At 39.2% G+C, this 23,537-nt stretch carries 21 protein-coding genes; 6 read left to right on the forward strand and 15 right to left on the reverse strand.

Going from position 1 to position 23,537, the window contains the following annotated elements:
- Positions 1-83: 83 nt before the first annotated feature.
- From J8L70_RS02110 to J8L70_RS02130, 5 genes are read right to left on the reverse strand one after another with little or no spacing between them, the layout of a single operon-like run.
- Positions 84-1,319, reverse strand: a complete 1,236-nt coding sequence (locus tag J8L70_RS02110; protein WP_211053996.1) for a HAMP domain-containing sensor histidine kinase — start codon at positions 1,317-1,319, stop codon at positions 84-86.
- 38 nt (positions 1,320-1,357) lie between these two features.
- On the reverse strand, positions 1,358-2,041 hold the full coding sequence (locus tag J8L70_RS02115) for a response regulator transcription factor (RefSeq protein WP_211053816.1): 684 nt from the start codon (positions 2,039-2,041) through the stop codon (positions 1,358-1,360).
- The gene (locus J8L70_RS02120; RefSeq protein ID WP_211053817.1) at positions 2,034-5,225 is read right to left on the reverse strand and encodes an efflux RND transporter permease subunit; all 3,192 of its coding nucleotides are present in this window, start codon (positions 5,223-5,225) and stop codon (positions 2,034-2,036) included. Before J8L70_RS02120 ends, J8L70_RS02115 begins: the two co-directional genes overlap by 8 nt.
- Complete coding sequence (locus J8L70_RS02125; protein ID WP_211053818.1) at positions 5,225-6,370, reverse strand: efflux RND transporter periplasmic adaptor subunit; 1,146 nt, start codon at positions 6,368-6,370, stop codon at positions 5,225-5,227. Before J8L70_RS02125 ends, J8L70_RS02120 begins: the two co-directional genes overlap by 1 nt.
- On the reverse strand, positions 6,367-7,728 hold the full coding sequence (locus tag J8L70_RS02130) for a TolC family protein (protein ID WP_211053819.1): 1,362 nt from the start codon (positions 7,726-7,728) through the stop codon (positions 6,367-6,369). The genes J8L70_RS02125 and J8L70_RS02130 overlap by 4 nt, the downstream gene beginning before the upstream one ends.
- 241 nt (positions 7,729-7,969) lie before the next feature.
- On the opposite strand from J8L70_RS02130, the gene J8L70_RS02135 reads away from it, so the two are divergent.
- Together J8L70_RS02135 and J8L70_RS02140 are read left to right on the forward strand one after the other, a co-directional pair.
- Positions 7,970-9,106 carry an MFS transporter gene (locus J8L70_RS02135; RefSeq protein WP_211053820.1) on the forward strand — a complete coding sequence of 379 codons (1,137 nt, stop codon included), beginning with the start codon at positions 7,970-7,972 and terminating at the stop codon, positions 9,104-9,106.
- Complete coding sequence (locus J8L70_RS02140; protein ID WP_211053821.1) at positions 9,103-10,272, forward strand: MFS transporter; 1,170 nt, start codon at positions 9,103-9,105, stop codon at positions 10,270-10,272. The genes J8L70_RS02135 and J8L70_RS02140 overlap by 4 nt, the downstream gene beginning before the upstream one ends.
- Positions 10,273-10,334: 62 nt before the next feature.
- Here the strand turns inward: J8L70_RS02140 and J8L70_RS02145 are convergent, their stop codons facing one another.
- Genes J8L70_RS02145 through J8L70_RS02155 form a run of 3 tightly spaced genes read right to left on the reverse strand, consistent with a single transcriptional unit; the run spans position 10,335 to position 13,711 of the window.
- A complete protein-coding gene (locus J8L70_RS02145) occupies positions 10,335-11,480 on the reverse strand; it encodes an ABC transporter permease (protein ID WP_211053822.1) in 1,146 nt (381 codons plus the stop codon).
- Complete coding sequence (locus tag J8L70_RS02150; RefSeq protein WP_211053823.1) at positions 11,477-12,211, reverse strand: ATP-binding cassette domain-containing protein; 735 nt, start codon at positions 12,209-12,211, stop codon at positions 11,477-11,479. The genes J8L70_RS02145 and J8L70_RS02150 overlap by 4 nt, the downstream gene beginning before the upstream one ends.
- A gap of 3 nt (positions 12,212-12,214) precedes the next feature.
- Positions 12,215-13,711, reverse strand: a complete 1,497-nt coding sequence (locus tag J8L70_RS02155; protein ID WP_211053824.1) for an alpha/beta fold hydrolase — start codon at positions 13,709-13,711, stop codon at positions 12,215-12,217.
- A 92-nt stretch (positions 13,712-13,803) separates the two neighbouring features.
- Here J8L70_RS02155 and J8L70_RS02160 point away from each other — a divergent pair, with 92 nt between their 5' ends.
- The 3 genes from J8L70_RS02160 to J8L70_RS02170 are packed head-to-tail and all read left to right on the forward strand — an operon-like array spanning position 13,804 to position 16,273.
- A complete protein-coding gene (locus J8L70_RS02160) occupies positions 13,804-14,178 on the forward strand; it encodes a GntR family transcriptional regulator (RefSeq protein ID WP_211053825.1) in 375 nt (124 codons plus the stop codon).
- Positions 14,179-14,183: 5 nt separating this feature from the next.
- Entirely contained in the window at positions 14,184-15,020 is an 837-nt protein-coding gene (locus J8L70_RS02165) for an ABC transporter ATP-binding protein (RefSeq protein WP_211053826.1), read from the forward strand.
- Positions 15,017-16,273 carry an ABC transporter permease gene (locus J8L70_RS02170; protein WP_211053827.1) on the forward strand — a complete coding sequence of 419 codons (1,257 nt, stop codon included), beginning with the start codon at positions 15,017-15,019 and terminating at the stop codon, positions 16,271-16,273. The genes J8L70_RS02165 and J8L70_RS02170 overlap by 4 nt, the downstream gene beginning before the upstream one ends.
- 35 nt (positions 16,274-16,308) lie before the next feature.
- Here the strand turns inward: J8L70_RS02170 and J8L70_RS02175 are convergent, their stop codons facing one another.
- Positions 16,309-17,268 carry a DUF4350 domain-containing protein gene (locus J8L70_RS02175; RefSeq protein WP_211053828.1) on the reverse strand — a complete coding sequence of 320 codons (960 nt, stop codon included), beginning with the start codon at positions 17,266-17,268 and terminating at the stop codon, positions 16,309-16,311.
- A 258-nt stretch (positions 17,269-17,526) separates the two neighbouring features.
- Between J8L70_RS02175 and J8L70_RS02180 the strand changes: the two genes are divergently transcribed.
- The gene (locus J8L70_RS02180; RefSeq protein WP_211053829.1) at positions 17,527-17,952 is read left to right on the forward strand and encodes a DUF6515 family protein; all 426 of its coding nucleotides are present in this window, start codon (positions 17,527-17,529) and stop codon (positions 17,950-17,952) included.
- A gap of 43 nt (positions 17,953-17,995) precedes the next feature.
- Here the strand turns inward: J8L70_RS02180 and arsJ are convergent, their stop codons facing one another.
- The 6 genes from arsJ to J8L70_RS02210 form a co-directional block, all read right to left on the reverse strand.
- A complete protein-coding gene (arsJ, locus tag J8L70_RS02185) occupies positions 17,996-19,222 on the reverse strand; it encodes an organoarsenical effux MFS transporter ArsJ (protein WP_211053830.1) in 1,227 nt (408 codons plus the stop codon).
- A gap of 6 nt (positions 19,223-19,228) precedes the next feature.
- A complete protein-coding gene (locus J8L70_RS02190) occupies positions 19,229-20,239 on the reverse strand; it encodes an ArsJ-associated glyceraldehyde-3-phosphate dehydrogenase (protein WP_211053831.1) in 1,011 nt (336 codons plus the stop codon).
- A gap of 26 nt (positions 20,240-20,265) precedes the next feature.
- Positions 20,266-20,754, reverse strand: coding sequence for a tyrosine-protein phosphatase (locus J8L70_RS02195; protein ID WP_211053832.1), 489 nt, complete (start codon positions 20,752-20,754; stop codon positions 20,266-20,268).
- A gap of 205 nt (positions 20,755-20,959) precedes the next feature.
- A complete protein-coding gene (locus J8L70_RS02200; protein WP_211053833.1) occupies positions 20,960-21,739 on the reverse strand; it encodes a metalloregulator ArsR/SmtB family transcription factor in 780 nt (259 codons plus the stop codon).
- Between the two features lie 205 nt (positions 21,740-21,944).
- Positions 21,945-22,451: a hypothetical protein gene (locus J8L70_RS02205; RefSeq protein WP_211053834.1), complete on the reverse strand. Its 507-nt coding sequence runs from the start codon at positions 22,449-22,451 to the stop codon at positions 21,945-21,947.
- Between the two features lie 33 nt (positions 22,452-22,484).
- The gene (locus tag J8L70_RS02210; protein WP_211053835.1) at positions 22,485-23,492 is read right to left on the reverse strand and encodes a GGDEF domain-containing protein; all 1,008 of its coding nucleotides are present in this window, start codon (positions 23,490-23,492) and stop codon (positions 22,485-22,487) included.
- Between the last annotated feature and the right edge of the window lie 45 nt (positions 23,493-23,537).

Raw genomic sequence — 23,537 nt, forward strand, 5'->3', positions numbered from 1 at the left:
TCAGTATTTACTCACTGGCTTAAAATTTAAAGGCATGGGTACCCTTACTCATGCCTTTTATGTAAAACAATGCCAATAATCAGTTAGCTAAAATCAACCAACACTTGATAACGTCCAGGTTGGTCGTTTATTTCATATACCCATTTATGACGTTTGATTATTTTTTCGCTTAATTGTAATCCAAGCCCATAGCCATTTTCTGTATTTTGTTTTATCGATGCATTTAAATCAGTATTGGTACTGGTATTTATAATTGTGACTCGACTACCTTGCTGGATTATCTCAACTTGTCCATGTTGCGTGTGCTGAAACGCATTACGTATTAAGTTTGTTAGCACAATATGGCAGGCTGTTGCATCAGTTATGATCTCGACTTGTTCATCGACACAGATCTGTACATCCACCAGTTTTGCATTGAGTAAATAGGTTAATTCGTTACTTAAAATCGTGATTTTTTCATGTAACTTAATTGACTCAGGTTGATTATGACGCTCTTCATTGCGACTAAGCCACAACAAAGTATCAGTCAAATCGCTCATTGTTAAACCTGCCCGCTCAATACGTTGTAATGTTAAAGTTTGTTTTTCATGTAGCGGATATTTTTCACTTAATCGATTGAGAAGCTCAACATTACTGCGGATCACAGAAATAGGAGTACGTAACTCATGACTAGCATAGCTTAAAAAGCGCTGCTCGCGCTCTAGCGTGTCATGCGCCGAAAGTAAACTACTACGTATTATTCTCGCTAATATATTTAACTCACTATATTTAAAGTCAGGTATTTTCTGCTGTAAATTGTTTTTATTTAATAACTTAGCCCAGTTTTTTAATGACTCAACCGGCTTAGCTATTTTTTTCATGATGATTAATAAAACAAATGTAAACAATGTAATTGCAACAATAGCTGTAATTGCGATTAATAAAATACGTTCTTTGGATTGCGCATTGGCATGTAATTTAGGCCTATCATTTTCTAGCATAACCCGCGAAACATAACGTGTTTCACCTTCTGAGTTTAGATAACGAACAACAAAAAATAAATTGGTGGGCAGTGAAAAAATAAATGGTTGATCTTTTGTTTTATGCAGCACCCCCACTTGTACGGGGGGGGAAAAACGCTGTTGAATAATCGGTGGCATATCTTGCCAACGACTTGCAATAGTAAAGCCTAAAGCATGCTTAGGTTCTGTTTCAGTAATTTCAGTGGTACGCGCAAGCTGACGCATTACGCCACTGATCCCTTTATCAAGCCCATCAATATAGTAATTCACGCTTAATAATGAATAACCAAGAGCCATTAAAGAGCCTAACACCAGCATACTTGCCAAAAAATAAAGCCTAAGGCTTAGCCTAATCTTCACGGCTTAATTCCTGTTTGTGGAACAATAGCAAAACCAAGGTTAGGTACTGTTTCGAGTTTCACCTCAGCCATTGCTCCTTCTAGTTGTTTTCGTAAATGGTAAATATGCACTTTAAGACTATTACTATCTGGCTGCTCTTCACCCCATATAGCTTGCATTATTTCATGGCGAGATACCGCTTTAGGCGTACTGCGAACTAAAGTTTCGAGCAACTTATAACCAATAGGCGATAATTTTAAATTTTGCTCAGCCACACTAGCAATGTGCTGAGTTAAATCTAGCTTTAAGTTAGCCAAATTTAGGCGCTTAACTTCACCACTTTTACGCTTAGAAAGCACTTGAACGCGTGCAATCAATTCTTTCATAGCAAAAGGTTTAACTAAGTAATCATCACTGCCTGCAGCAAAGCCTTCGAGTTTACTGTCTAAACTATCTCGTGCAGTTAGCATAAGAATTGGAATATCTTTACCTTGTTCGCGCAGTGTTTTGCACAAAGTAAATCCATCCATTTTAGGCATATTTACATCGAGTATAATCATGTTGTAGGTGTTAATTTGCGTTAAATTTAACCCCATCACACCATTACTAGCATGATCGCAAACAATATCTTCAATATCAAAATAATCAACAATTGTAGTGGCTAAATCAATATCGTCTTCAACTAATAAAACATTAATCATGCGCAAGGACATCCTTTTCGCTAGAAATAACACCCAGTAACTGGAAAATACGACGTATAAATTGTTTCACTTCTATTTGTATCATGAGCAATGCAGGGATCAGAATTAATGTAATTACGGTGGCAAACAAAATACCATAGCCCAATGATGCCGCTGCCGGAATTAAAAACTGCGCTTGCAAAGAAGTTTCACCTAAAAGCGGAACTAACCCAGCATAGGTGGTAATAGAAGTCAGTAACACGGCACGTAAACGGCTAGTGCACGACTCAACTATGGCATCATGATTATTCATATTTTCTTCTTTTATCAGCTCATTATAACGTGATACTAAAAGTAAGCTATCATTAACCACCACCCCACTAAGAGCCAAAATACCATTAAGCGATAATATACTGATAGTAAGATCATTCCACCAGTGCCCCAAAATAGCCCCCACAATACCAAACGGTATGGCCACCATAATAAGCACCGGCTGAATATATGAACGCAGTGGAATAGCCAGTAGTACATAAATCACCAACATTGCCGCAATAAACATGGTGCTCATCGAGCCTGTGGTTTCGCTTTGTTGCTCGGCTTCACCGGCAAAATGAATGGTTAAATTAGGAAATTGCGCAGTGAGTTCAGGCACCAGATCGCGATTTAAATTTTCGACTAATACATTTGATGCAATAACATTTTTATCGACTTGCGCACTAATATAAATAGCGCGTAAACCATCGATACGCGTGATTTCATCTTGTTGATATTCACTGTTTATAGTTGCAACGTTAACTAATGGTACAACCGTGCCATCGGGCAAACGAATACGAGACTGCATAATATCGGCTGGCGTTTTACGAGCATTTTCAGGATAACGTACACGCACTTTCACTTCGTCTTTATCACGCTGATAACGCTGTACAATTGCACCACCAAAAGCTTGTAAAACTTGTTGCGATAAACTGGCCGTATCCATACCTAAAGCACGCCCTTGTGCATTTAAAGTGAATTTAAGCTGCGGTTGACCCGGATTTAAATTATCGTCAATGCCATTCACCCCCGCAGTATTTTGTAACCGTGTTTTAAATAGCTTACCTGCTGCCATTACGGTTTCGTCATCCCACGCTTTAAGCTCTACTTTAAAGTTGTCGACCATCTTACGGGTGGCTAATATTTGTAACTTTTTACTACCCTCTGGCATACCCGCAATACGCTGCCATTCTTTGGCAAATTCGGCTGCGGTAAATTCCCCTTCGTTTAATAGCTCTACAGTAACAGTCCCGCTAGTATCACTACTACTTATTACTTGTAAGCTGGTAATTTCGCTATCATGAGAAGAAAATTTATCCATTAAGTTTTGCTGTGCTTTCATTGCGCTTTGTTCCAGGGCCAAAAGGTTGGCATTGGTTTGTCCATAAGCGGCATCATTTTGCATCACTAGCTCAGCACTTACCGTATCACCGACAATACTTGGGAAAAAGCCCACTTTTACCGACCCCGTTAATGGCATACCAATGACAAAAATAAAAAAAGCAATAAACGCGGCAATTACACCATACCTAAAGCGTAGTGAGTACTCAATAATACGTCGATACACTTTAGTACTGAACCAATTTAACCCACTATCGGCAGCATGTTGTACCTTTGACCATAACCCACTGATACCCGATTTAAGCTCACGTTTTGTACTGATATGAGCTAAATGTGAAGGTAAAATAAGTTTTGATTCCACCACTGAAAGTAACAAACAAATAGTCACGACAGTGGCAAATTGTGCATAAATTTGGCCCAAGTTGCCTGATACATTGGACAGTGCAACAAAAGCGGCCACTGTCGTTAACACGCCAAATATAGTGGGTACAGCCACTTTCATAGTACCTAAAATGGTATTATTTAGTGTATCGCCCTGCTTTTTACGCGTGGTATAAATACTCTCTCCAACAACTACGGCATCATCAACAACAATCCCTAGCGCCATAATAAAGCCAAACGTGGTCATTTCATTTATGGTCAATCCAGCGTAACTGTCGGTCATAAAATAAAGGGTACCAAAAAATACAAATGGCAAGCCACCAGCTACCCACAATGCAACTCGAACATTTAAAAATATGGCCAAAATAACGAACACCATGATTATTCCAGTTACTGCATTTACAGTAAGCAGCGATAAACGTTCAGTGATCAAGGTACTTTTGTCGTACCAACTTTCTAACTGTACATTTTGGGGTAATAAGCCCTTTTCGTGCCACGAATCAATTACATTATGTGCTTGCTCAACAATGGCTGTAATGTCACTATTTTCATCCATTAAAATTTCAATGCCCACCGCATTGTGTTGATTGTAACGACTTAGCGAGTTGGTATCTTCGGCAAAAGTGTCGGTTACAGTAGCCACATCGCCTAACTTTATCTGTGTACCCGCGTCACTGGTCAATAATACAATATTGGCAAAATCACGCTGCCAATATGCTTGGTCTGCCGCTTTAAGACGAATAATTTTATTGTTGTCGCGTAAGCTTGTTGATAATGGGCTCAATGATTCATTGTTGATCACTTCACTGATATCACTAAACGTTAAACCATAGGCTTGTAATTTCCCTTCGTCGATTTCTATCGACATCATAGGGTCTAAAACACCGGTTTGCTCTACATCGCTGATCCCTGACTGAGCTAATAAGTTTGCTTTTAGTTTTTCGCCTAAATTTTGTAATGTATGACGATCAGCATCACCAAAAAGCTGCAGCGATATTGCATGATCTTGTCTGCGTGCTTTGTCGATAACAGGCTGTTCAGCGTCGCTTGGAAAGTTATTAATAGCATCGACTTGATTTTTTACATCAATGAGCAGTTCATCAAGAGAGTAATCGGTTTTTTTCTCAATACTCACATGACTGCCACTGGCATCAGATGTTGAAGTGATCCGCTTTATCCCTGGTACTGTTTCTAATGCTTCTTCTATTTTTAATGCAATCCCTTCTTCAGCTTGCAATGCATCGCCGCTGTCGTATACCACAGAAACAGAGATAGTATCTGGCTCTAGGCTAGGAAACGCTTCTTTTCGTAGAGTAGAAAGCGAAATTATGCCCATGATAATGACACTGATCAGCAATAAATTTGCCGCAACGGAGTTATTAGCAAACCAACTAATAACACCGTTTAATGGCCCACTATGAGAGGAGTTAGAAGTCTGTTGCGTATTCATTATGGCATCTCCTCAACCACAGGGTTAACTTGCATTTCGTTGAGGTAACTAACTAAAGGTCGAGCCACTACTTGCAGTGAATTTTGTCCAGCGAGGGGGGAAATATAAATGTAATCACCACGCTCAAATACTTTATTTACCACACTACTGGCTAAGCGGTTTTTCTCGTTCACATACCATATAAGCCCATCTTGCGACACCGCTGATGCCGGAAGTTTGATAACTTGCTCTAATGTTTTACCGGGTATTTCTACTGCTAAATAGGTACCAGGGAGTAATGGCGTAGGCTGGCTAAAAGGTTGATCAACTGCCACAACAACACTACGCTGGCGAGAGCTGTCATCAAGGTGCTGCTCAAAACGATCGATATAACCTCGCCACTGAGTGCCTGTGGTTACATCACGTAACAGTACGTCAGACGTGCTTTTATCGACTAAATTTTGCCATTGGTTTAATGATAACGGCACACTTATTTCAACTTTATCTGTACTATTTAATGTTGCAATCGCATCACCAACACTAACATAAGCGCCTAAATCAATATCACGCGTTAAAATAACTGCATCAAACGGAGCGCTAATATGGCTATTTTTTTCGTCACGCTGAGCCGTTTGTAAGGCATATTTAGCATTATCAGCACTGGCTTGTGCAGCCTCTAGCTGCAATGTTCTAAAAACTAATGGCGAGCTTGGTTGTTGCGTGATACCCGAGCGTTGCCACTCACGCTTGGCCTGATCGGCTAAGTCTTGCTCTTCTTGCAAGGTATATTGTGCCTCAGCCAAGGTGGCTTTCGCGCTAGCAACAGCTTGTAAGTATTCGGTATTATCTATTTGGGCAATAACGTGACCTTTTTTAATTAACTGACCCGTTGCAAATTGTTCGCTCATGCTGAGCACTTCACCTTGCACTTGTGCTGTTAAATTTAAAGCCCAATGCGCCTTAGCTGCGCCGTGACCACTTACATACGCTTGATATGTATTAGGTACGGCATTAATCACCGACACATTAGGCGCAATTGCGATTATAGGCTCAGGCTTAGGGGCATTCGCTCTTTGCTCTAGTTTGTGGCCGTTATAAGCAATCGCAAGCCCTATACAAACAATACCGGCTAAGGTTACAACAACAGGGATTGGCGCAATTTTCATGACGATACTCCAAGGCCTAAAGCAAGGCCTAAATCTATACGGTTAGTTAAAAGGGTGTAATTAAGTTGGCTGAGTTGTGCTTGTAAGTCGTACATTTGCTGCTGTACGCTAAGCAGTTCTAAAATATCGACTAAACCTTGTTGATACTTACTTTGATAGTTGCTGTAGCTGCGCTTAGCATTTTCAAGTGCACGTGTTATATGTTGTTGTTGCTCGGTTAATGATTGCTCTTGACCTAAAGCATTTTCAACTTCGTTTACTGCACTTAATAACGTATCTTGATACTGCCAAAATGCGTCTTCTGCATCTAATTTAGCTATCTCGACTTGTGCTTTTAATGCCCCACCTTGAAATAAAGGCGCTGTTATACCGCCTAATAAACTCCATACCGGACTGGTTAATAACGCTTGTCGTGGTGTTTTGGCTAAGTCACTTAATGACGCCGATAATGAAATACTTGGCAATAAATCTTTATACGCCACATCAACCAAATAACGCTTAGCTTGAATAGTATAATATGCACTTTGTAAGTCTGGGCGACGCGCTAAATCTTGTTTAGGTAAAGCACTTAATGGCTGCATAACTTTAGGAAATGAGCTGATAGTCGGTAATTTTTCTATTTCATCTACACCCAGTAAGAGTACCAATGCGCGCTTTGCCTGAGCTAGATCTTCTTGATACTGTGCAATGGTAGCGCGAGTAGAGGCGGTATCGGTTCGCGCTGTATCGAGATCTTCTAAATCTTCTAATCCGTATTGGTAGCGTTCAATAATACTTTGCTCATTGTTCTCTAGTACCACTAATCGCTGTTGCTCTATAGCAAGTAAATCGTGCTGCAAAATAATATTTAAATATGTACGGATCACTGTTGCAACTAACGTATCTTTTGCCGCTTGTAGCGTGGCTTGCTCACTTGCCACTGTCATATCTTGGGCGGCAACATTATCTGCAATTTTTTGCCAGATATCGGCTTCCCAACTAACATCAATCGAACTGCTATACTCAGTACCACTGGTTTCGCTACGCTGAGCATCAAAGCCCGCATCTATGCTAAACCATTGACTTGCAGCGGTTACATCTCGCTGTGCATAAGCCAATTTAAGTGCTACATGCACCTGATTGAGTGAGGGGTTATTTTTTAGCGCTTGGTTGATTAACTCGCTTAGCCCTTGTACTTCAACTAAATCAGTAATGTAATTTGCTTGTTCAGCGTTATCTTGTTGATATTGCCACTGACTATGCTGCTGTAATGACGCCTCAGTAGTTGGCCCTTGATAACTAGGTTGGCTACTGCACGCTGTTAGCGTGAACGCTGCTGTAAGCATCATTATTATTGAATGCTGTTTAAAATAAACCATTTAGCTATGCCTAAAATATATCATTATTGCAGTGTATTAAGAGCATGGTTAAGGTGGGGTTAAATCTCAAATTAAAATTTAAATCATAAATAAACCTTCGATCTATTCATTTTTGTTATCAATTAAATACCATATTATTATTTTTGTTATAAAAAGACTTTATCTATAATGGGCCCATGATGATTCACTTGAGTATGTTATGCCCACACCACCTTCAATAAGTAAAGCGCTGTTATTACTAATGAGCACTGCAATTGCAGCAACTGCTGCTAACTTATATTATGCGCAGCCTATATTACCGTTAATTGCACTGGAGTTTAATTTATCAACTTCAAGCACTGGTAGCATTGTTGCGTTAACCCAATTTGGCTATGCTGCAGCTTTATTATTTATTTCACCACTGGGCGACTCGATACCCAGACGTCAATTAATTGCTTGGTTATCGTTATTACTAATCACAGCTTGTGTCATTGCTTTTAGCGCGCCCAATATTACCTTATTACTAATAGCGGTATTTTTAATTGGTTTAAGTGCCAACATTACTCAGCAGCTCATTCCTTTTGCAGCCTCTATGGTTAAACCTGAGGAAAAAGGGGCGACGCTGGGCACACTTATGATGGGCTTAACTTTAGGTATTTTATTATCAAGAACCCTCAGCGGAAGCGTGGCTGAATACTTTGGTTGGCGCGCCGTTTTTATAATGGCGGCATTATTAGCCAGTGTATTTGGTCTACTACTATATAAAGCTTTACCGCACAATACTGCAACGGCTAAGTTACCATATAGGCAACTATTAAAAAGTACTTTTAGCCTGTTTAAACAACACCGTCAATTACGACTATTTACTTTTTCGGGCGCCAGCTGGTTTGCTGCGTTTAATGCACTTTGGGCCACTTTAGCAATCCATGTTAGCCAAGACCCTTTTAATTATAATGCACAACAGGCGGGTCTCTTTGGCGTGATAGCATTAGCAGGTGTCATAGGAGCAAAAGCATCAGGCCGATGGGTCAATATGTTAGGATCAAAAAAGCTAGTGATGTTAGCTTTATTGATACTGGCTATTGGCTTTGTCATTACCGGCTTTTATAGCCACAGTTTAATTGCGTTAATCATTGGGGTTATTTTAATCGACTTTGGTGTGTTTAGTGCACAAGTTGCCAACCAAGTACGTGTATTTTCGATTAACCCTCAAGCGCAAAGCCGTATAAATGGAGTTTATATGCTGGGTTACTATTTAGGTGGCGCAGTGGGATCTATCGCAGGTGTTCGCGCCTACGACTACTTTGCTTGGCCGGGCGTGGCTTTGGTCAGCATTATTTTTATCGTTATTGCTATGACTTTTAACAGTGCAGTATCAACCGACAAGGAAATAAAATGAAACGCCTCTCCCCTTTTGGCAGCTACACCTTATTATGCATTGCCAGTTTAACTATTATGGTGGGCTCGGTTATTGCTCCGGGCTTATTAAGTATTGCAACAGCACTTGGGGTAACACACAGCCCTGTATGGCTTATTACTTTACCTGCTCTTGGTGCTGTGATATTTGCGCCTATTGCCGGAAAAATTATTGATAAATATGGTGCATATTCAGCGTTAACTTTTGGCCTTATTTTATATGGCGCATTCGGTATTGCTTTATTTTGGTTACAAAGCACCGTGTTAATATTTTTAGACCGACTATTACTCGGTGCCGCCACCGCGTTGGTAATGGCCAGTGGTACCGTACTTATTTCACAGTGGTATGTCGGCCAGCAACGCCTTGCAATGATGGCAAAACAAGGAATGGCAATTGAATTAGGTGGGGTTATCTTTTTATTTTTAGGTGGACAACTTGCCGCTGCGCATTGGGGATTACCTTTAAGCTTATACTTATTGGCTTGGTTATTTTTAGCAATGCTGTACTTGTTTGTGCCTAAAAATCCTCCATCACTACAGCAGCCCACAAAGGACGTTCAGCAACACAGCACTACATCAATCACGGGTTTGAGCTTATCGGGGGTGTTAATCTGTGCCACTTTGGCCATGGTGATCTTTTTTACTTCAACCGTTTTATTGCCAATCAGTATGGCAGAGCAAGGGTATAACGAACAACAAACCGGCTATTTACTGGCATTTATTTCGTTAGTCGCTGTACTTTCGGCTCATTTTTTACCGAAGTTAGAACCTAAATTCGGCGAAACACCTCTGCTTGCCAGCGCATTTATTTTTTATGCTTTTGCTTATTTTTGTTTTAGTTTTGAAGCGGCAACGTGGCTTTTAGTACTGGGCGCAATATGTGCAGGTATTGGTTTTGGGTTTACCATTCCATTGCTTAATCATATGACCGTACTACGAAGCAAAGAAAACGTAAGGGGTCGTAACCTGTCGTATTTCACTATGGCGGTTTTCTCTGGGCAATTCTTAACCTCATTTATAGAGTTTATTGAAGGTGGTAGCCATGTCGTCTTTTTACTTTGCAGTGTTTCTGCGGCCATTATCGCCATCGTTTTATTTGTATTTAACAACGTTAATAAAGCCAAATCTAACGTAGCAAATTCGCTTTAAAAAACAAAAAGCCCATAATGCATTGCACTATGGGCTTTATATTCATTGTGTTGGTTTTTGTTTTATAACCCAAATACCACTTTTTCGCTTTTAAGCATTTTACTGCTTAGCCAACTAAATACAGCAAACAGTACGACAGTGATAAGCGTAGATAACACTAATTGCGGTACCGGTACTGGGTTGCCTTTAATAAACTCAATAAGTGCATATTGCTGCGCTGCAATTGGCACCCATTGAATGATATCGGTTGCAATGTCGTAGGTTGTTACCATGCTCAGTGCCATGGGAATAAATAATACCATTGTGACGTACGACTGCGCTTCTTTAAACGACTTTGCCATAAACGACACAAACACTTGTAGGCTTGCCGACATTAATGCAATAGGTAAACACACGGCAAAACAAAACAGCATAAAAGTAGGCGTAATTGTAATACTAAAACCAAGTTGCTCCCATGGCACCAAACCATAAGTAATTTTAGAGACAATTAGTATCAGTACGAGCCCTATCATCGAAAATGTGGCGATTGCAGCCGATTTTGCTAACACAATTTGTAAGCTGCTTAATGGGTGGCTTAACAATAAAGATAACGAATTACGCTCACGTTCACCGGCACTGGTATCAATTGCCAGATTCATTGCGGCGTAAAAAACCGTTAAAATAATAGATAAAGTAGCAATGCCTAAAAACATTCCCCCTTTTGAGTCTGGTGTCGCTTCATCATGAGTTTGCACTGCAATAGTACGCATAATTGAAGGGTCTATCCCTCGTGAAATTAACCGTAGACTAGCCACTTCACTGTTATAACTTGCCAATGCTCGCTCAATACGGCTTATATGCTTGCCTAACTTATCGTTAGATTTATCTGCAATTAACGTCACTGTTGCAGGATGCCCTTCGCGCATATTTTTTTGATAATCATCGCTTATCTTTAAAGTGATAGGCTTTAATTGAGCATCATTTTTATCATCAGTACTGTCAATTTCATTCGTTTTTAAATGCGCAACTAAACTCGGTGCTTGCTCTGCATTTATTAGGGTTATTTTTAAACCTTCTGGCGAGGTAAGCTGCTGCAGTAATACACTTAATAATAAGCACATGGCTATTGGTGTACCAATCGCATAATAAAGCCCAGCCATTACCGAACGCTTATCGCGACTGGCATCAAGTACTTCTTTTTTATATAACACTTTAAGTAAGTTAATCATGCTGCTATTCCTTCATCACTACCAATAAGCGCAATAAATGCTTCTTCAAGGGTGGTTTTACCTGCTTTTTCGCACAACTGTTCTACCGAACCTTCGGCGATGACCTTGCCTTTAACCATAATGACAACATGATCACACAATGCCGCAACTTCTTGCATTACATGCGAAGAAAACAAAACACAATGACCCTGCGCTTTTAACAGCTTTAATAACTCTCTTAAAATACGCGTACTCATCACATCAAGACCACGCGTTGGTTCATCTAAAATAACATTAGAAGGATTGTGAACGACGGCTTGTGCCAGTGCGGTTTTCATACGTTGGCCTTGGGAAAAGCCTTGGCAGCGCCTATCGGCAATGTCTTCCATGCTTAATTTTGCAATAACATCTTGTGTCGCTGCTTTTGCCTTAGTAGATGACAAGCCACTGAGTTGTGCAAAAAAAGTAATGTACTCTCTTGGTGTTAAACGCTCGTATAAACCACAAGGATCGGGAAATAAGCCTAAATTTTGTTTTGCTGCCATTGGATTTTTTGCAACATCAATTCCATCTATTTCAGTGTGACCAGAGTCTGCACTTAGCAAACCAAAAACAGTGCGTAAACACGTTGTTTTACCTGCGCCATTAGGCCCTAATAAACCCGTTATTTGACCATTTTGAGCACTAAAACTTAAGCCGTTAAGGGCGTTAACGTCGCCAATTTTTTTAGTTAAGTCGGTTACTTTAATCATCTTTTACTCCTTGTTTTGTGCTGTGGCTGCAGCTGCGCCATTTATATTAATAAAAAATGCTTTATCGTTTTTATCTTCGATACATTGAGTATCAATATCTTGCATACTTTTATTAGCAATAAACTGGGCAATTATTTTAGGTGCACATGTTTGTGAGCCAACATCATGAGTAGCCGTTGGCGCTATTAAGTGAGTTGCGTTAGTCATATTAACCATCGCAAGCTCTGCCCAGCTTGGCGGAGTTGCAGGGTCTCGACCACCAGAAAGTAACAGCGTTGGGGTATCACTTTGCAGTGGTTTATAAAACGCTTCATCGACGAGCGCGACATCTAACAACGGACACATAACGTCAAAACCTGACACCATTAATGCCCCCATATAAGATTGCGTATAAAGTTCACGATTTTTTTGCATTAATGGCCAATCCTCACTACATACAATGGCATTATGCATACCCATAGCCAATTGATTTGAAAGACCTTCACCCGACATTAATCCAACAACAGGCGCATAATTACCATGCTTTGCTTCGCTAATTGCTAATGGCACAAGAGCACGCATTGATTGGCTATAAAGCGCGATACGAATCGCACCATATAGCTTATATTTAGTCAGCACCAGTTCAATATTTTCAGATGTTCGAGGATGTTTTACTTGGGTAGTAACTGGATTGGCGTCTAATTGAGCCAATAAAGTATTAAACTGATTTTTTAATTCGGGGTATTGCGCATTACAACGTGGCGTATTTTCACAACGGGTAAATAAGGCCGTTAACGAGTCATCAACCGCATCACCAATAAGCGCTAAGCTTTGTTGCATTGCCACGACCCCATCTAAAGTACTACTTAAAACTGACTCAGGAAACTGGCGAGTGTACTCTTGTGCTATACGCGTACCATACGATACACCATATAAATGTAAGCCTTTATAGCCTAGGGCATTTTTTACAGCTTCAAAATCTTTTGCCGCAACGCTTGTAGTAAAGTGGCTTAAATCAATGTTGAGTTTGTTTTTACACTTTAGCGTTTCTTCAGCCCCTAGCACTTTTAAATCGGTGATCACGTCATTAAAAGCAAACTGGCTAGTTAAATCATCGCTTTCGCATTGCAGTTTATGGGAGAAACCAGTACCACGTTGATCAACCAATAAAATATCTCGCGACTCTCTAGCAAAGCGTAAATTACGGTTAAAAACTGCAGCCAGTTCAATTGCTCCTTGCCCTGGGCCACCAGCAAATCCAAGTACTGCTTCATCTGGGTAGCTTGGCTTAATCGCTGGAATAATAGCAAAATGAATATCAATCTCACCATCATCGGGGTTATCCGATAAAGGGCGTTTTATACTGCCACACATTAACCTATCATCCAGGCCATCCATATAGCAGGGCTCTAATTCGTTATGTGCGATTTTATTAGCAAAAGCAGTGCTTGTACTTAGCATTAAAGCAGATACTAACGTTAGCTTAGATAACGTTTTACGTAAATTAAACATGGTTTTCATTACCTTTTCCCTTGTTGCTTTTTACACTCAATATGATAACTTTAACTTAGTGTATCGGTGTATTAATGTATTAATACAGTAGAGAAAGAGTAATGCTAGAATTTATTAATGTCAACCCTAATAATGGCGACCCCATTTATAAACAACTTCAAGAGCAAACCGTGCGATTAATTGTCGGCGGCCAACTTGCTGTGGGTGAAGAGTTGCCTTCGGTACGAAAAATTGCCGAACATTTTGCAGTTAATCCAATGACAGTATCACGTGCTATTAGCCAACTGGTTGATCAAGGATGGCTAGAACGACGCCGAGGACAACCTACCCGCGTTGCACCACAAACAACAATGCAAACAAATGAGCAACAAGACAGCTTACTTTTTAATGCAGCAGATCAACTCATTCAACAAGCAACACAATTGGGCGTATCGCAAACAGCCTTATTACAATTAATAAAAAAACGCTGGAAATAGTCATCATGGAAAATCCATTACTTAGTTATAAAAATATAGTTAAAACAATAAACTCTAAAACGATACTAAAAGGCATTTCTTTAGATATACATGCAGGCATGGTGATTGGTTTACTAGGAAAAAATGGGGCGGGTAAAACCACACTACTGCGCAGTGCATTAGGCTTAGTAACACCAGATAGCGGAGAGGTGAGTGTTTTTTCAAATCCAAGTAATGCACTTTCAACAAGCAGCAAAGAAAAAATAGGCTATGTGCCACAACACGCTTTTGGTTATGAAGGCTTTACCATAGACGATGCATTAGAGCTGCACAGTAGTTTTTACCCGCAATGGGATAAGCAACTACAAGAAAAATGGTTAACGCGCTTTGAGCTATCAGCTAGCAGCGCTGTAAATAACTTATCAATTGGCCAACGTCAAACACTGGCACTGATTATGGCTATGGCTTATCGTCCGCAACTGTTAATACTAGACGAACCCGTCGCGAGCCTAGACCCTATTGCACGACGCGAATTTATGAGTGATCTATTTGATTTAGCGTTAGATGCAGGATCGGGGATTATATTTTCATCGCATATCACTTCAGATATTGAGCGTGTTGCCAGTCATATAGCACTGATAAAAGACGGCGAGTTGTTATTATTTAACGAGCAAGATGCGGTGCGTGAAACAATACGAAAAGTGACATTTAGCGATCCAAACATTGATTTATCGGCCTTTAAAATATTAAGTCGTCAAGCCAATAGTGCCATTATTGAACACTATAATAATCAGGACATTGAGGGGGCTCTAACGGTTACTTCACTCTCGTTAGAACAATTGTTTGTGGAGTTACATACATGAGTATAAAAGACCCCAGAGCATGGTATAAAGGCTGGATAAGCTTTTGGGTAAAAGATACCGGTGTTGCTAGCTACTTTATCCCCGCGTTATTTGCTAGCTTGCTGTCACCTTTACTGGTTGCCCTCGATCCAATCGCACTTAATATGGCGACACTATTTTCCATTGTGTGCATGTACAGCGCGTTGGCACAACAAAGTATTAAAATGCAAGCAACAGAATGGCAAAGCCTCGTTGTTGGTTACCAAGAGCATGTAATGCAACAAGGAAAAATCATACTACTGCTTATCAACATACTGATGATGTGTAATATTTTATTTATACAAAACGTACACTTAGCAGCCACTCTTGGTATGGCCAATGCATTAGGAATAAGCTTGTGGTTTTTATGTAGAGTGTATTCGCATTTATTTACTACCGCCTGCTACATCACGTTCACTCTGGCTATTTTGCTGATTATAGTGTGTGAACAAACGCCATTATTTTTTGCTCCAACCGGTTTTGTTATATGCTTAACCTTACTACTTTTTAATAAAAAGTTAGGCTTAGCTTATGCATTTAAGCATGATGCTTTAGCGAATTACCTTAATGGGGTGCAATCAGGTTGGTCGCCACTGCCAGATAAACTCCCACTGACCAACCTCGCCCACTTAAATAAATTCCTTTTTCCGTTAAGTTATTTTGTTGGTCCAGCTTTATCGCAATACCTTATTTTATTACTTTTTATCAGTGCTGCTGCGCTCGGCGTAAACCAATTTTACGATGTTTCAGAGCACGCTTTATTTATACTTTGTAATATCATTTTGGCGCTGTTTATGTTTTTTCACTGGAGTAAAGCCCAGCGCACTAAATCATGGGAATTACTGTATACCTTACCCATTTACAACAGTATTGCTCAAGCTAAGTTAGCACTGGCTTATAGCACCTATAAAGTCACAATATTATTAGCCGTGCTCTGTTTTGTATTTTGTTTATTAATAAATTCAGAGCCAGCGTGGCAGTGGCTACTTGCATTAAAGTTTAGCCTTGTTATCAGCGCAGGTGTGTTAGCAAGCTTTGTGATTGCAAACTTAAGCAAAAACAGTAATGTAATTGGTATATATTTATGCCTTTGGTATGGTGCTCAAATGGCTATAACCGTGAAGGTCGTTGAAGCGAAGAGTGAGAGTACGACGTTATTGTTCAGTGTTGTTTATCTATTAGTAACTTTACTACTTCATCGCTACACTATTGCGTTTGTAAACACTAAACACTAATCAATATTTAACCTTAAATTAGCTTTAATTTAAGGTTAAATCTCTTTTGACAGCCAGGCCATTACATTTAATAAAAACAGTTCATTTTGGTCTGCACCAGGCGATGTTAAACCAAACTTATCACCGGTTTTAACCTCTACTTGAGACGAAAACATCATCCCTTCGGAAAATACCGCAACCCGCCCCTTACCTATTTTTAGGATTGCCCCTTGGCTCCAGCCTTTCATAGAGACCCTGGGTGTTTGGCTATTAATTTTAAACGGGATTGTGGGTATAACAGATACAGCCTCATCGCCTAAAGTTAACAGCGAAATCGCCTTTGCTGGCGGTTTAAATGCAGAACCACCAAATGTACGAACATGATCGACATAATTTGACCTATTCCGGCGCAATACTGGCCATGAAAGTGATGGAGCAAAGCGGGCTGGGTTTTTAATATCATTTGGCTTTGTTATAACATGAGCAGTCAGCGTTTTATTATTAAGATTAAACTGTGCATTGGCTACATGGCCATTGCTAAACTCAAAACCAAATTCATCACTTAAATTTTTAATAAACCGTGGGAAAGGCGCATGATCGGCCACCAAAAAAAGTGAGCCTCCGTGTAATACCCACTGTTTTATTGCTGCCACTTCTTTAGCGCTTAATGCGTTGTTATAGGGGGGCTGCCAGTCGTGCCTATTTTTATCAAGTGCATTTGCAATGACTAAAATGTCCGCTTTATTTAGCTGGGCTTCGTTGATCGTCGCATTGCTTTTTTGTACGTTGTAACCATCACTAACCAATACATCATAAAATGGTTTATATCGGCCAGATAACGTTAAAAAGTTATGATGTTTTTCATCAATAAGCACCACCGGAGCGTTATTTAATGAAAACCGACTGTGTTTATTTTGGGGGATAAAATCAGGATCAGCAATCTGTTTATTGTCAGTACACGCAAGCAAGATGATACTTAAAAAACAAACTACATTAATTAAAAAGATAGACTTCATCGATATCCTATATTTCATTTTTATAACGCGGCGCGATGCAAAAAATAGTGTCCGTATAGATGTGCAGTAATGACACTCATTTAATTTTAAAAATGAAATACCACGCCCTGTTAATACGAGATTTGCCCATAACAAGTAAAGAAACGTCAAGCTAGGTAAAACAAAGTAAAGCTAATCCTCGGTAAAACAATACTCAGTTTATGTTCATTTTAAAAGCCTAGTATCGAACATGTACTATCACTTATTAAGGTAAATATGATGAAACTTAAATTCGCAATTCCAACAATACTTGTATCTCTTTTGTCAGCACAAATGGCGTTTGCAAATGCTTATCATGATAAACCAAACAAAGGTGTCACCCATAAGCAGCAAGTAAAGGCAAAAGTAAGCCCAAATGTAGTGGTAAAAGTAAATAAGAAGCACACACTGCCTGCTGCCACGGTTGTTAAATACAACGGTAATAAATTTAATGTAGTTGATGGCATTTTCTACATGATAAAAAATGCTAAATACATAATGACTCCCCCACCACAAGGGTTAAACATTAAAGTATTACCGAAAAATGCAAAGCTAGTTTCTTATAATAAGCAAAACTACTACCAGTATAAAAATGTGTATTATGTGAAAACCCATAATGGTTATCAGGTAGTCAAAGCGCCAGCAAAAAAGGCGGCTAGAATATAAACAAAACTCTTCGCTTTTAATTAAAATATTATTGATGTAAAACCTAATCGCTAACGCGATTAGGTTTTAGCTGTAGCGATAAAATCGCAGCGATCGCCACAAACACACTCGAAATACATAAACAAGCGACTAAGCCATAAGCTTGATAAACCCAACCAGAGAGTATTGTGCCAATTAAGCGCCCCATTGCATTGGCCATATAATAAAAACCAACATCTAAAGATACGCCATCATTGCCTGCATAGCTGACGATTAAATAGCTGTGTAATGATGAGTTTATAGCAAAAACAGCACCAAAAATAAGTAACCCTATAATAATGCTAGCTTGAATATAAAAATTAAAATATACAGCCAGCGCTATCAATACAGGAATAAAGGTTAGATAACTTGCCCATATTGCAGCGGTGTTCCCTTGTGGTACACGCCCTTGGTGTTTCCCTGTTATAAAAGGTGCAAACGATTGCACAATACCATAACCAACCACCCAACTAGCCATAAAGCCACCAACCCACCAATGATCCCAATTAAAAGTGGCGGCTAAAAATACCGGTAAGGCAACCACAAACCACACATCACGCGCGCCAAATAAAAACATACGCGCTGCGGATAACACATTTATGTTATGACTTTTCGAAAAAATATCATTAAATTTGGGCTTTGCAGATGCCTTACCTAAATCATTTTTTAATGCGATTAAGCTAATCACCCATACCACACTCAACATGCTCGCCATTAAAATGATTGCACCTTTAAAAGAGAGTAAAGTAAGTAACAATCCTCCCATAAAAAAGCCAACGCCTTTAAGGGCATTTTTAGAGCCGGTTAAAATGGCAATCCATTGGTATAATTTCCCTTGGGCATTGCCTGGGACTAATAATTTAATAGCGCTTTTTGCACTCATTTTATTTAAATCTTTGGCAATACCCGACAATGCTTGTGCCATCATAACGTACAGCATAGATAGCATATCGGCAGGTATTGCTAACATGCTAAGTGCGACTATTTGCAGCGCTAAACCTATATTCATAGTTTTATTAAGGCCCAATCGAGCCCCTAACCAACCACCGACAAGGTTCGTTATTACCCCAAATATTTCATAAAATAAAAACAACATAGCAATTTTAATGGGGCTGTAACCTAATTGATGAAAATACAAAACCACCAGCATACGAAGCGCGCCGTCGGTTAAAGTAAATGCCCAATAATTAGTGGTTATCATTAAATACTGTTTTATTTGTGGTGATAACTCGCTTAGCGATAACAAGCCCATTTTTTGCTATTCCTTATCAGCCAAACCAACCATACGTGCCAACTCTGCGGTTCTATTTGCATAACCCCACTCGTTGTCGTACCACACATATAATTTCACTTGAGTGTCGTTCACCACCATTGTTGACAGCGCATCAATAATACTTGAGCGCGGATCGGTTTTGTAATCTATCGATACCAATGGACGCTCTTCAAAGCCCATAATCCCGTTTAATTCGTTAGCTGCGGCCTCTTTTAATAACTGATTAACTTCATCTACCGTGGTACTGCGGGCTAACTCAAACACACAATCGGTTAAAGACGCATTCGCTAAAGGCACTCGGATTGCGTGGCCATTTAACTTCCCTTTAAGCTCAGGAAATATATGGGTAATCGCAGTAGCCGATCCTGTGGTTGTTGGAATTAAACTCATACCGCAAGCACGAGCTCGACGTAAGTCTTTATGGGGGGCATCAAGTATCGTTTGCGTATTAGTAATATCGTGAATGGTGGTCATTGAGCCATGTTTAATCCCTATTTTTTCATGCATCACTTTAACCACTGGCGCTAAACAGTTCGTGGTACACGACGCAGCTGTCACAATAGGGTGAATTGCTTTATCGTAATGTGTTTCGTTCACCCCCATTACAACATTTAACACCCCCTCTTCTTTTACTGGCGCAGTGACTACGACACGCTTAACACCTTGCTTTAAATAGCTTTGTAATAACGCTTTCGTTTTTATTTTACCCGAAGCTTCTATTACAACATCGCACTGCGACCAATCAGTATCTTCAGTCGCCACATTCTGACTACAAGGTATAACTTTGCCATTAATAACAATTGCATTATCTTGATGAGTCGCTTGGTGATGCCAACGCCCATGTACTGAGTCAAATGTTAATAGGTGAGCTAAGGTTTCTGCGTTCCCTGCAGGGTCATTAATATGAACGATTTCAATATCGCTCCAATCATACGCTGCACGCATAGATAAACGACCCATACGACCAAAACCATTAATGCCTATTTTAATTGTCATTGTTCAATTCCTTCAAAGTTAATACATTAATAATTATCAAAATAGCTGCGCTGCAGCGAGTTAATAAGCGCTTTTGGGCGAACTTGTTGAACTAATTTAAGTGCCTGCGCTTTAGTATAACCAAGTTCAAGTAATATCAATCCGATCACCAAACCCGTTCGCCCTGTTCCACCTTTACAATGCACGGCTGCGCTTCCTTGGTTTTTTAACAATTGAAAAATTTCGCTTTTATGTATGCGCCAACGTTCTTCAAATACTTGGCTGGGGCCTTCGTCATCCACAATAGGTAATTGCAGCCACGTCATGTTTTTTACCAATACATATTCTTGCAGCTGTGCAACGTTATGAGTTGTAAGCTCTTCATCGTCAAGTAAAGTGATCACCATATTTACCCCAGCCTCTTTAAGCTGAGTTACAGAGTCAGATAAATTTACACCTTTAGTACCTGGGCAGGGAGTGAAAATTAATTTTCCCCCGTCATTTAATGTTAATGTGTCAAAAGGGTGATAAGCCATTATTCATTCCTTATTTAAATCAATGTTGAGTGCGATTAGTAACTGCAACGAAAAGCAACATAATAGGTACTTCAGCTAACCCCCCACTGCCGTAACCAATGCCGCACCTGAATGTAATCAAAATAATGTAATAACCACAGCAACAGCCAATTAATGTTAAGAGTCAGTTTTTGGATTATTTCCTGCATTCATAATTAAGAGAAATCTATTTGCACACGCTGTTTTTTGCAGGGCGATTTTGCATTACTTTTAAACGCGCTAGCTCTTCGGTGATCAGCGCAATATTGTTTTCTGTTGTTTGTGCCAATACACCTTTGGCCCATAAAGGCAATTCTGGGTTTATCCGATAAAACACCCATTGCCCACTTTTACGGGCACTAATAATATTATTTTTTTTAAGCACCGATAAGTTACGCGACACCTTCGGCTGACTTTGTTCATCTAGCGCTTGCATTAATTCGCATACACACAGCTCCCCATGATAATGCGTTAACATTAATGTTTTTAAACGAATATCATCAGTTAAGCTTTTATAAAAATTGATAACATTTAAATCAGCGGGAGGAGGCGTAATTAATTTTTTGCTTTCGACTAATAAAAACATTGATATACGGTTATCAAGTTCGTTTAATGTCGCAAAAAAGGGGTCATTCCCTTGGCGTGATTTAGGATCTGGGAAATCCCACGCTAACTGCTTTTTAGCACCAGGGTAACTGCGGCACTCATCGCCCGCTTTATTACATAAGGTAATGACATAATCAAATACGTCACCTGCATATACCTCAATTCCCTTAGCCGTTAAGTTTTGACAATTAATACCTTGCTTATTTAATGCTGTTAACGCTCTGCTATCAACGTTTTCTGGCGTAGTTCCTGCACTATAAACAGTAAATATATCTCCTGCTTTATGGCGCAGTAAAGCTTCGGCCATTTGCGAGCGTGCAGAATTACCTGTACATAAAAAAAGGACTTTTTGTTTATTCATTTATAAGCTCACATAACCAATCTTGCATATACGAAATATTATATATACAAAAAGTCATATGTAAAGATAAGCTTTATTACCGTTTTATTAAAAGATCCCTCAGATTCATTTGAAAAATAAGTAAAAGTGAATTATTTAGTGCAGTAATAAAGTAAAAATATCGTATTAATTTTTTGAAAGACTCATTAAATTAACCACCAATGCGTTATATCTCAATATTTGTTTCGGCTAACAAAATACTGGCTATATTTTTAAAAATAGCTTCATTAGCAATCACCCAACGCCCATCTTCTTTAATAAACGTCCAAGGAAATGCTGTATATGTAACCGTATTAATATTGCCGCTTTCAATTACTTTATATTGTAAGGAAATAACAGCCGTTAGCTGTTGTGGGTTTTCAGTGATATTACTTATCACATTTGCATCATCTAAAGTAAGCTGTATCCGCCTGCAACCTTCATTAAATATTTTTGAAAATACAGCTGTATTGGTAAAGCTTTTATTAATCGCGTTATTTAAATCGCTGGTAAAATTATGATAAAACTCGGTATGTTCACAATGATTAAAAGCGTGTAAGCTTTTACTGATAACGAATACAACAGTATTGGTGATTTTAACTTTTTTTAAATTATCTTCAGGTGGGGCAACTTTAGAGCAGCCGCCCAAAATAAAACATATAATGACTATACTTTTTGCGGTAATCCATTTCATCATTCTTCCTTAAACTAATGAACGTTTTAATTATTACTGATTAATACAAGACTTAAATACAACCTTATTCCGACCGTTATTTTTGGCTAAATACAGTCGCTCATCGCACTCTTTTAACCACTCTTTCCAATTGGAGAAATGTGTTAACTCGCAGATACCAATACTCACGGTCACAGTATGCGTGTCGATCATAGGTTTATTTTGTACTTCTACGCGTATTTTTTCTGCAACCATCAATGCGTCATGGGCACTTTTTTCGGGCAGTAAAATTAAAAACTCTTCCCCACCTAAACGAAATAACATATCGGCTTCACCGCTATGACTTTTCATTATTTTGGCTACAGATTTAAGTACTTTATCACCTTCATCATGGCCAAATTGATCATTCACTCGCTTAAAATGATCTAAGTCGACCATTAAAATACAAGCGTTATTATCCTCATTTTGATATTCATCGATGGCATTTCTTAAGCTTTCTCCTAACAATAATCGGTTATTTAAGCCCGTTAATACATCGGTAGTCGACAACCTATGCAACTTAAAATGCTGGCTATAAATCTCCCTCAGTGTAAACAGAGCAAAAATACTAATTGCAATGAGGACCGCATAAAAACGAGCAGAAACATCTGTATCAAGATAATGCCACCCTACAGGAAGCATAAATAACAAATAAAATAAGTTAACTCGTTTAGCAAAATGTAAAGGCAACACAAAATAACAAGTTAATACGGCAGGATAAGACCAAAAAGAAGCGACCACTCCCCATTCATGTAATGCAACTAAGGAGCTTCCCATCAAAAGGGGAGTAATCACGAATAAATTTAGAGACAGTTTATACACCCCCTTAAAACAAATATAAGCGTTATAAGCACAAAACAATGTAATAATTAGGCCTAAAATACCGACCCCATTTCGGGTTGCATAAAAGTCATAAATTGTAAAAGGTGCAATAGCCAATACACTCAGCATTGCAACATTACGTGTAGAACGTAATAAAAATTTAGGATTATCTGGGATAGCTTTCGATTTATTATTTTCCATGCATATCTGCTCTATTTAATCGTGTTACTAATATGAAATAGCCAT

The organism is Pseudoalteromonas sp. MMG010, assembly GCF_018100905.1.
Taxonomy (GTDB): domain Bacteria; phylum Pseudomonadota; class Gammaproteobacteria; order Enterobacterales; family Alteromonadaceae; genus Pseudoalteromonas.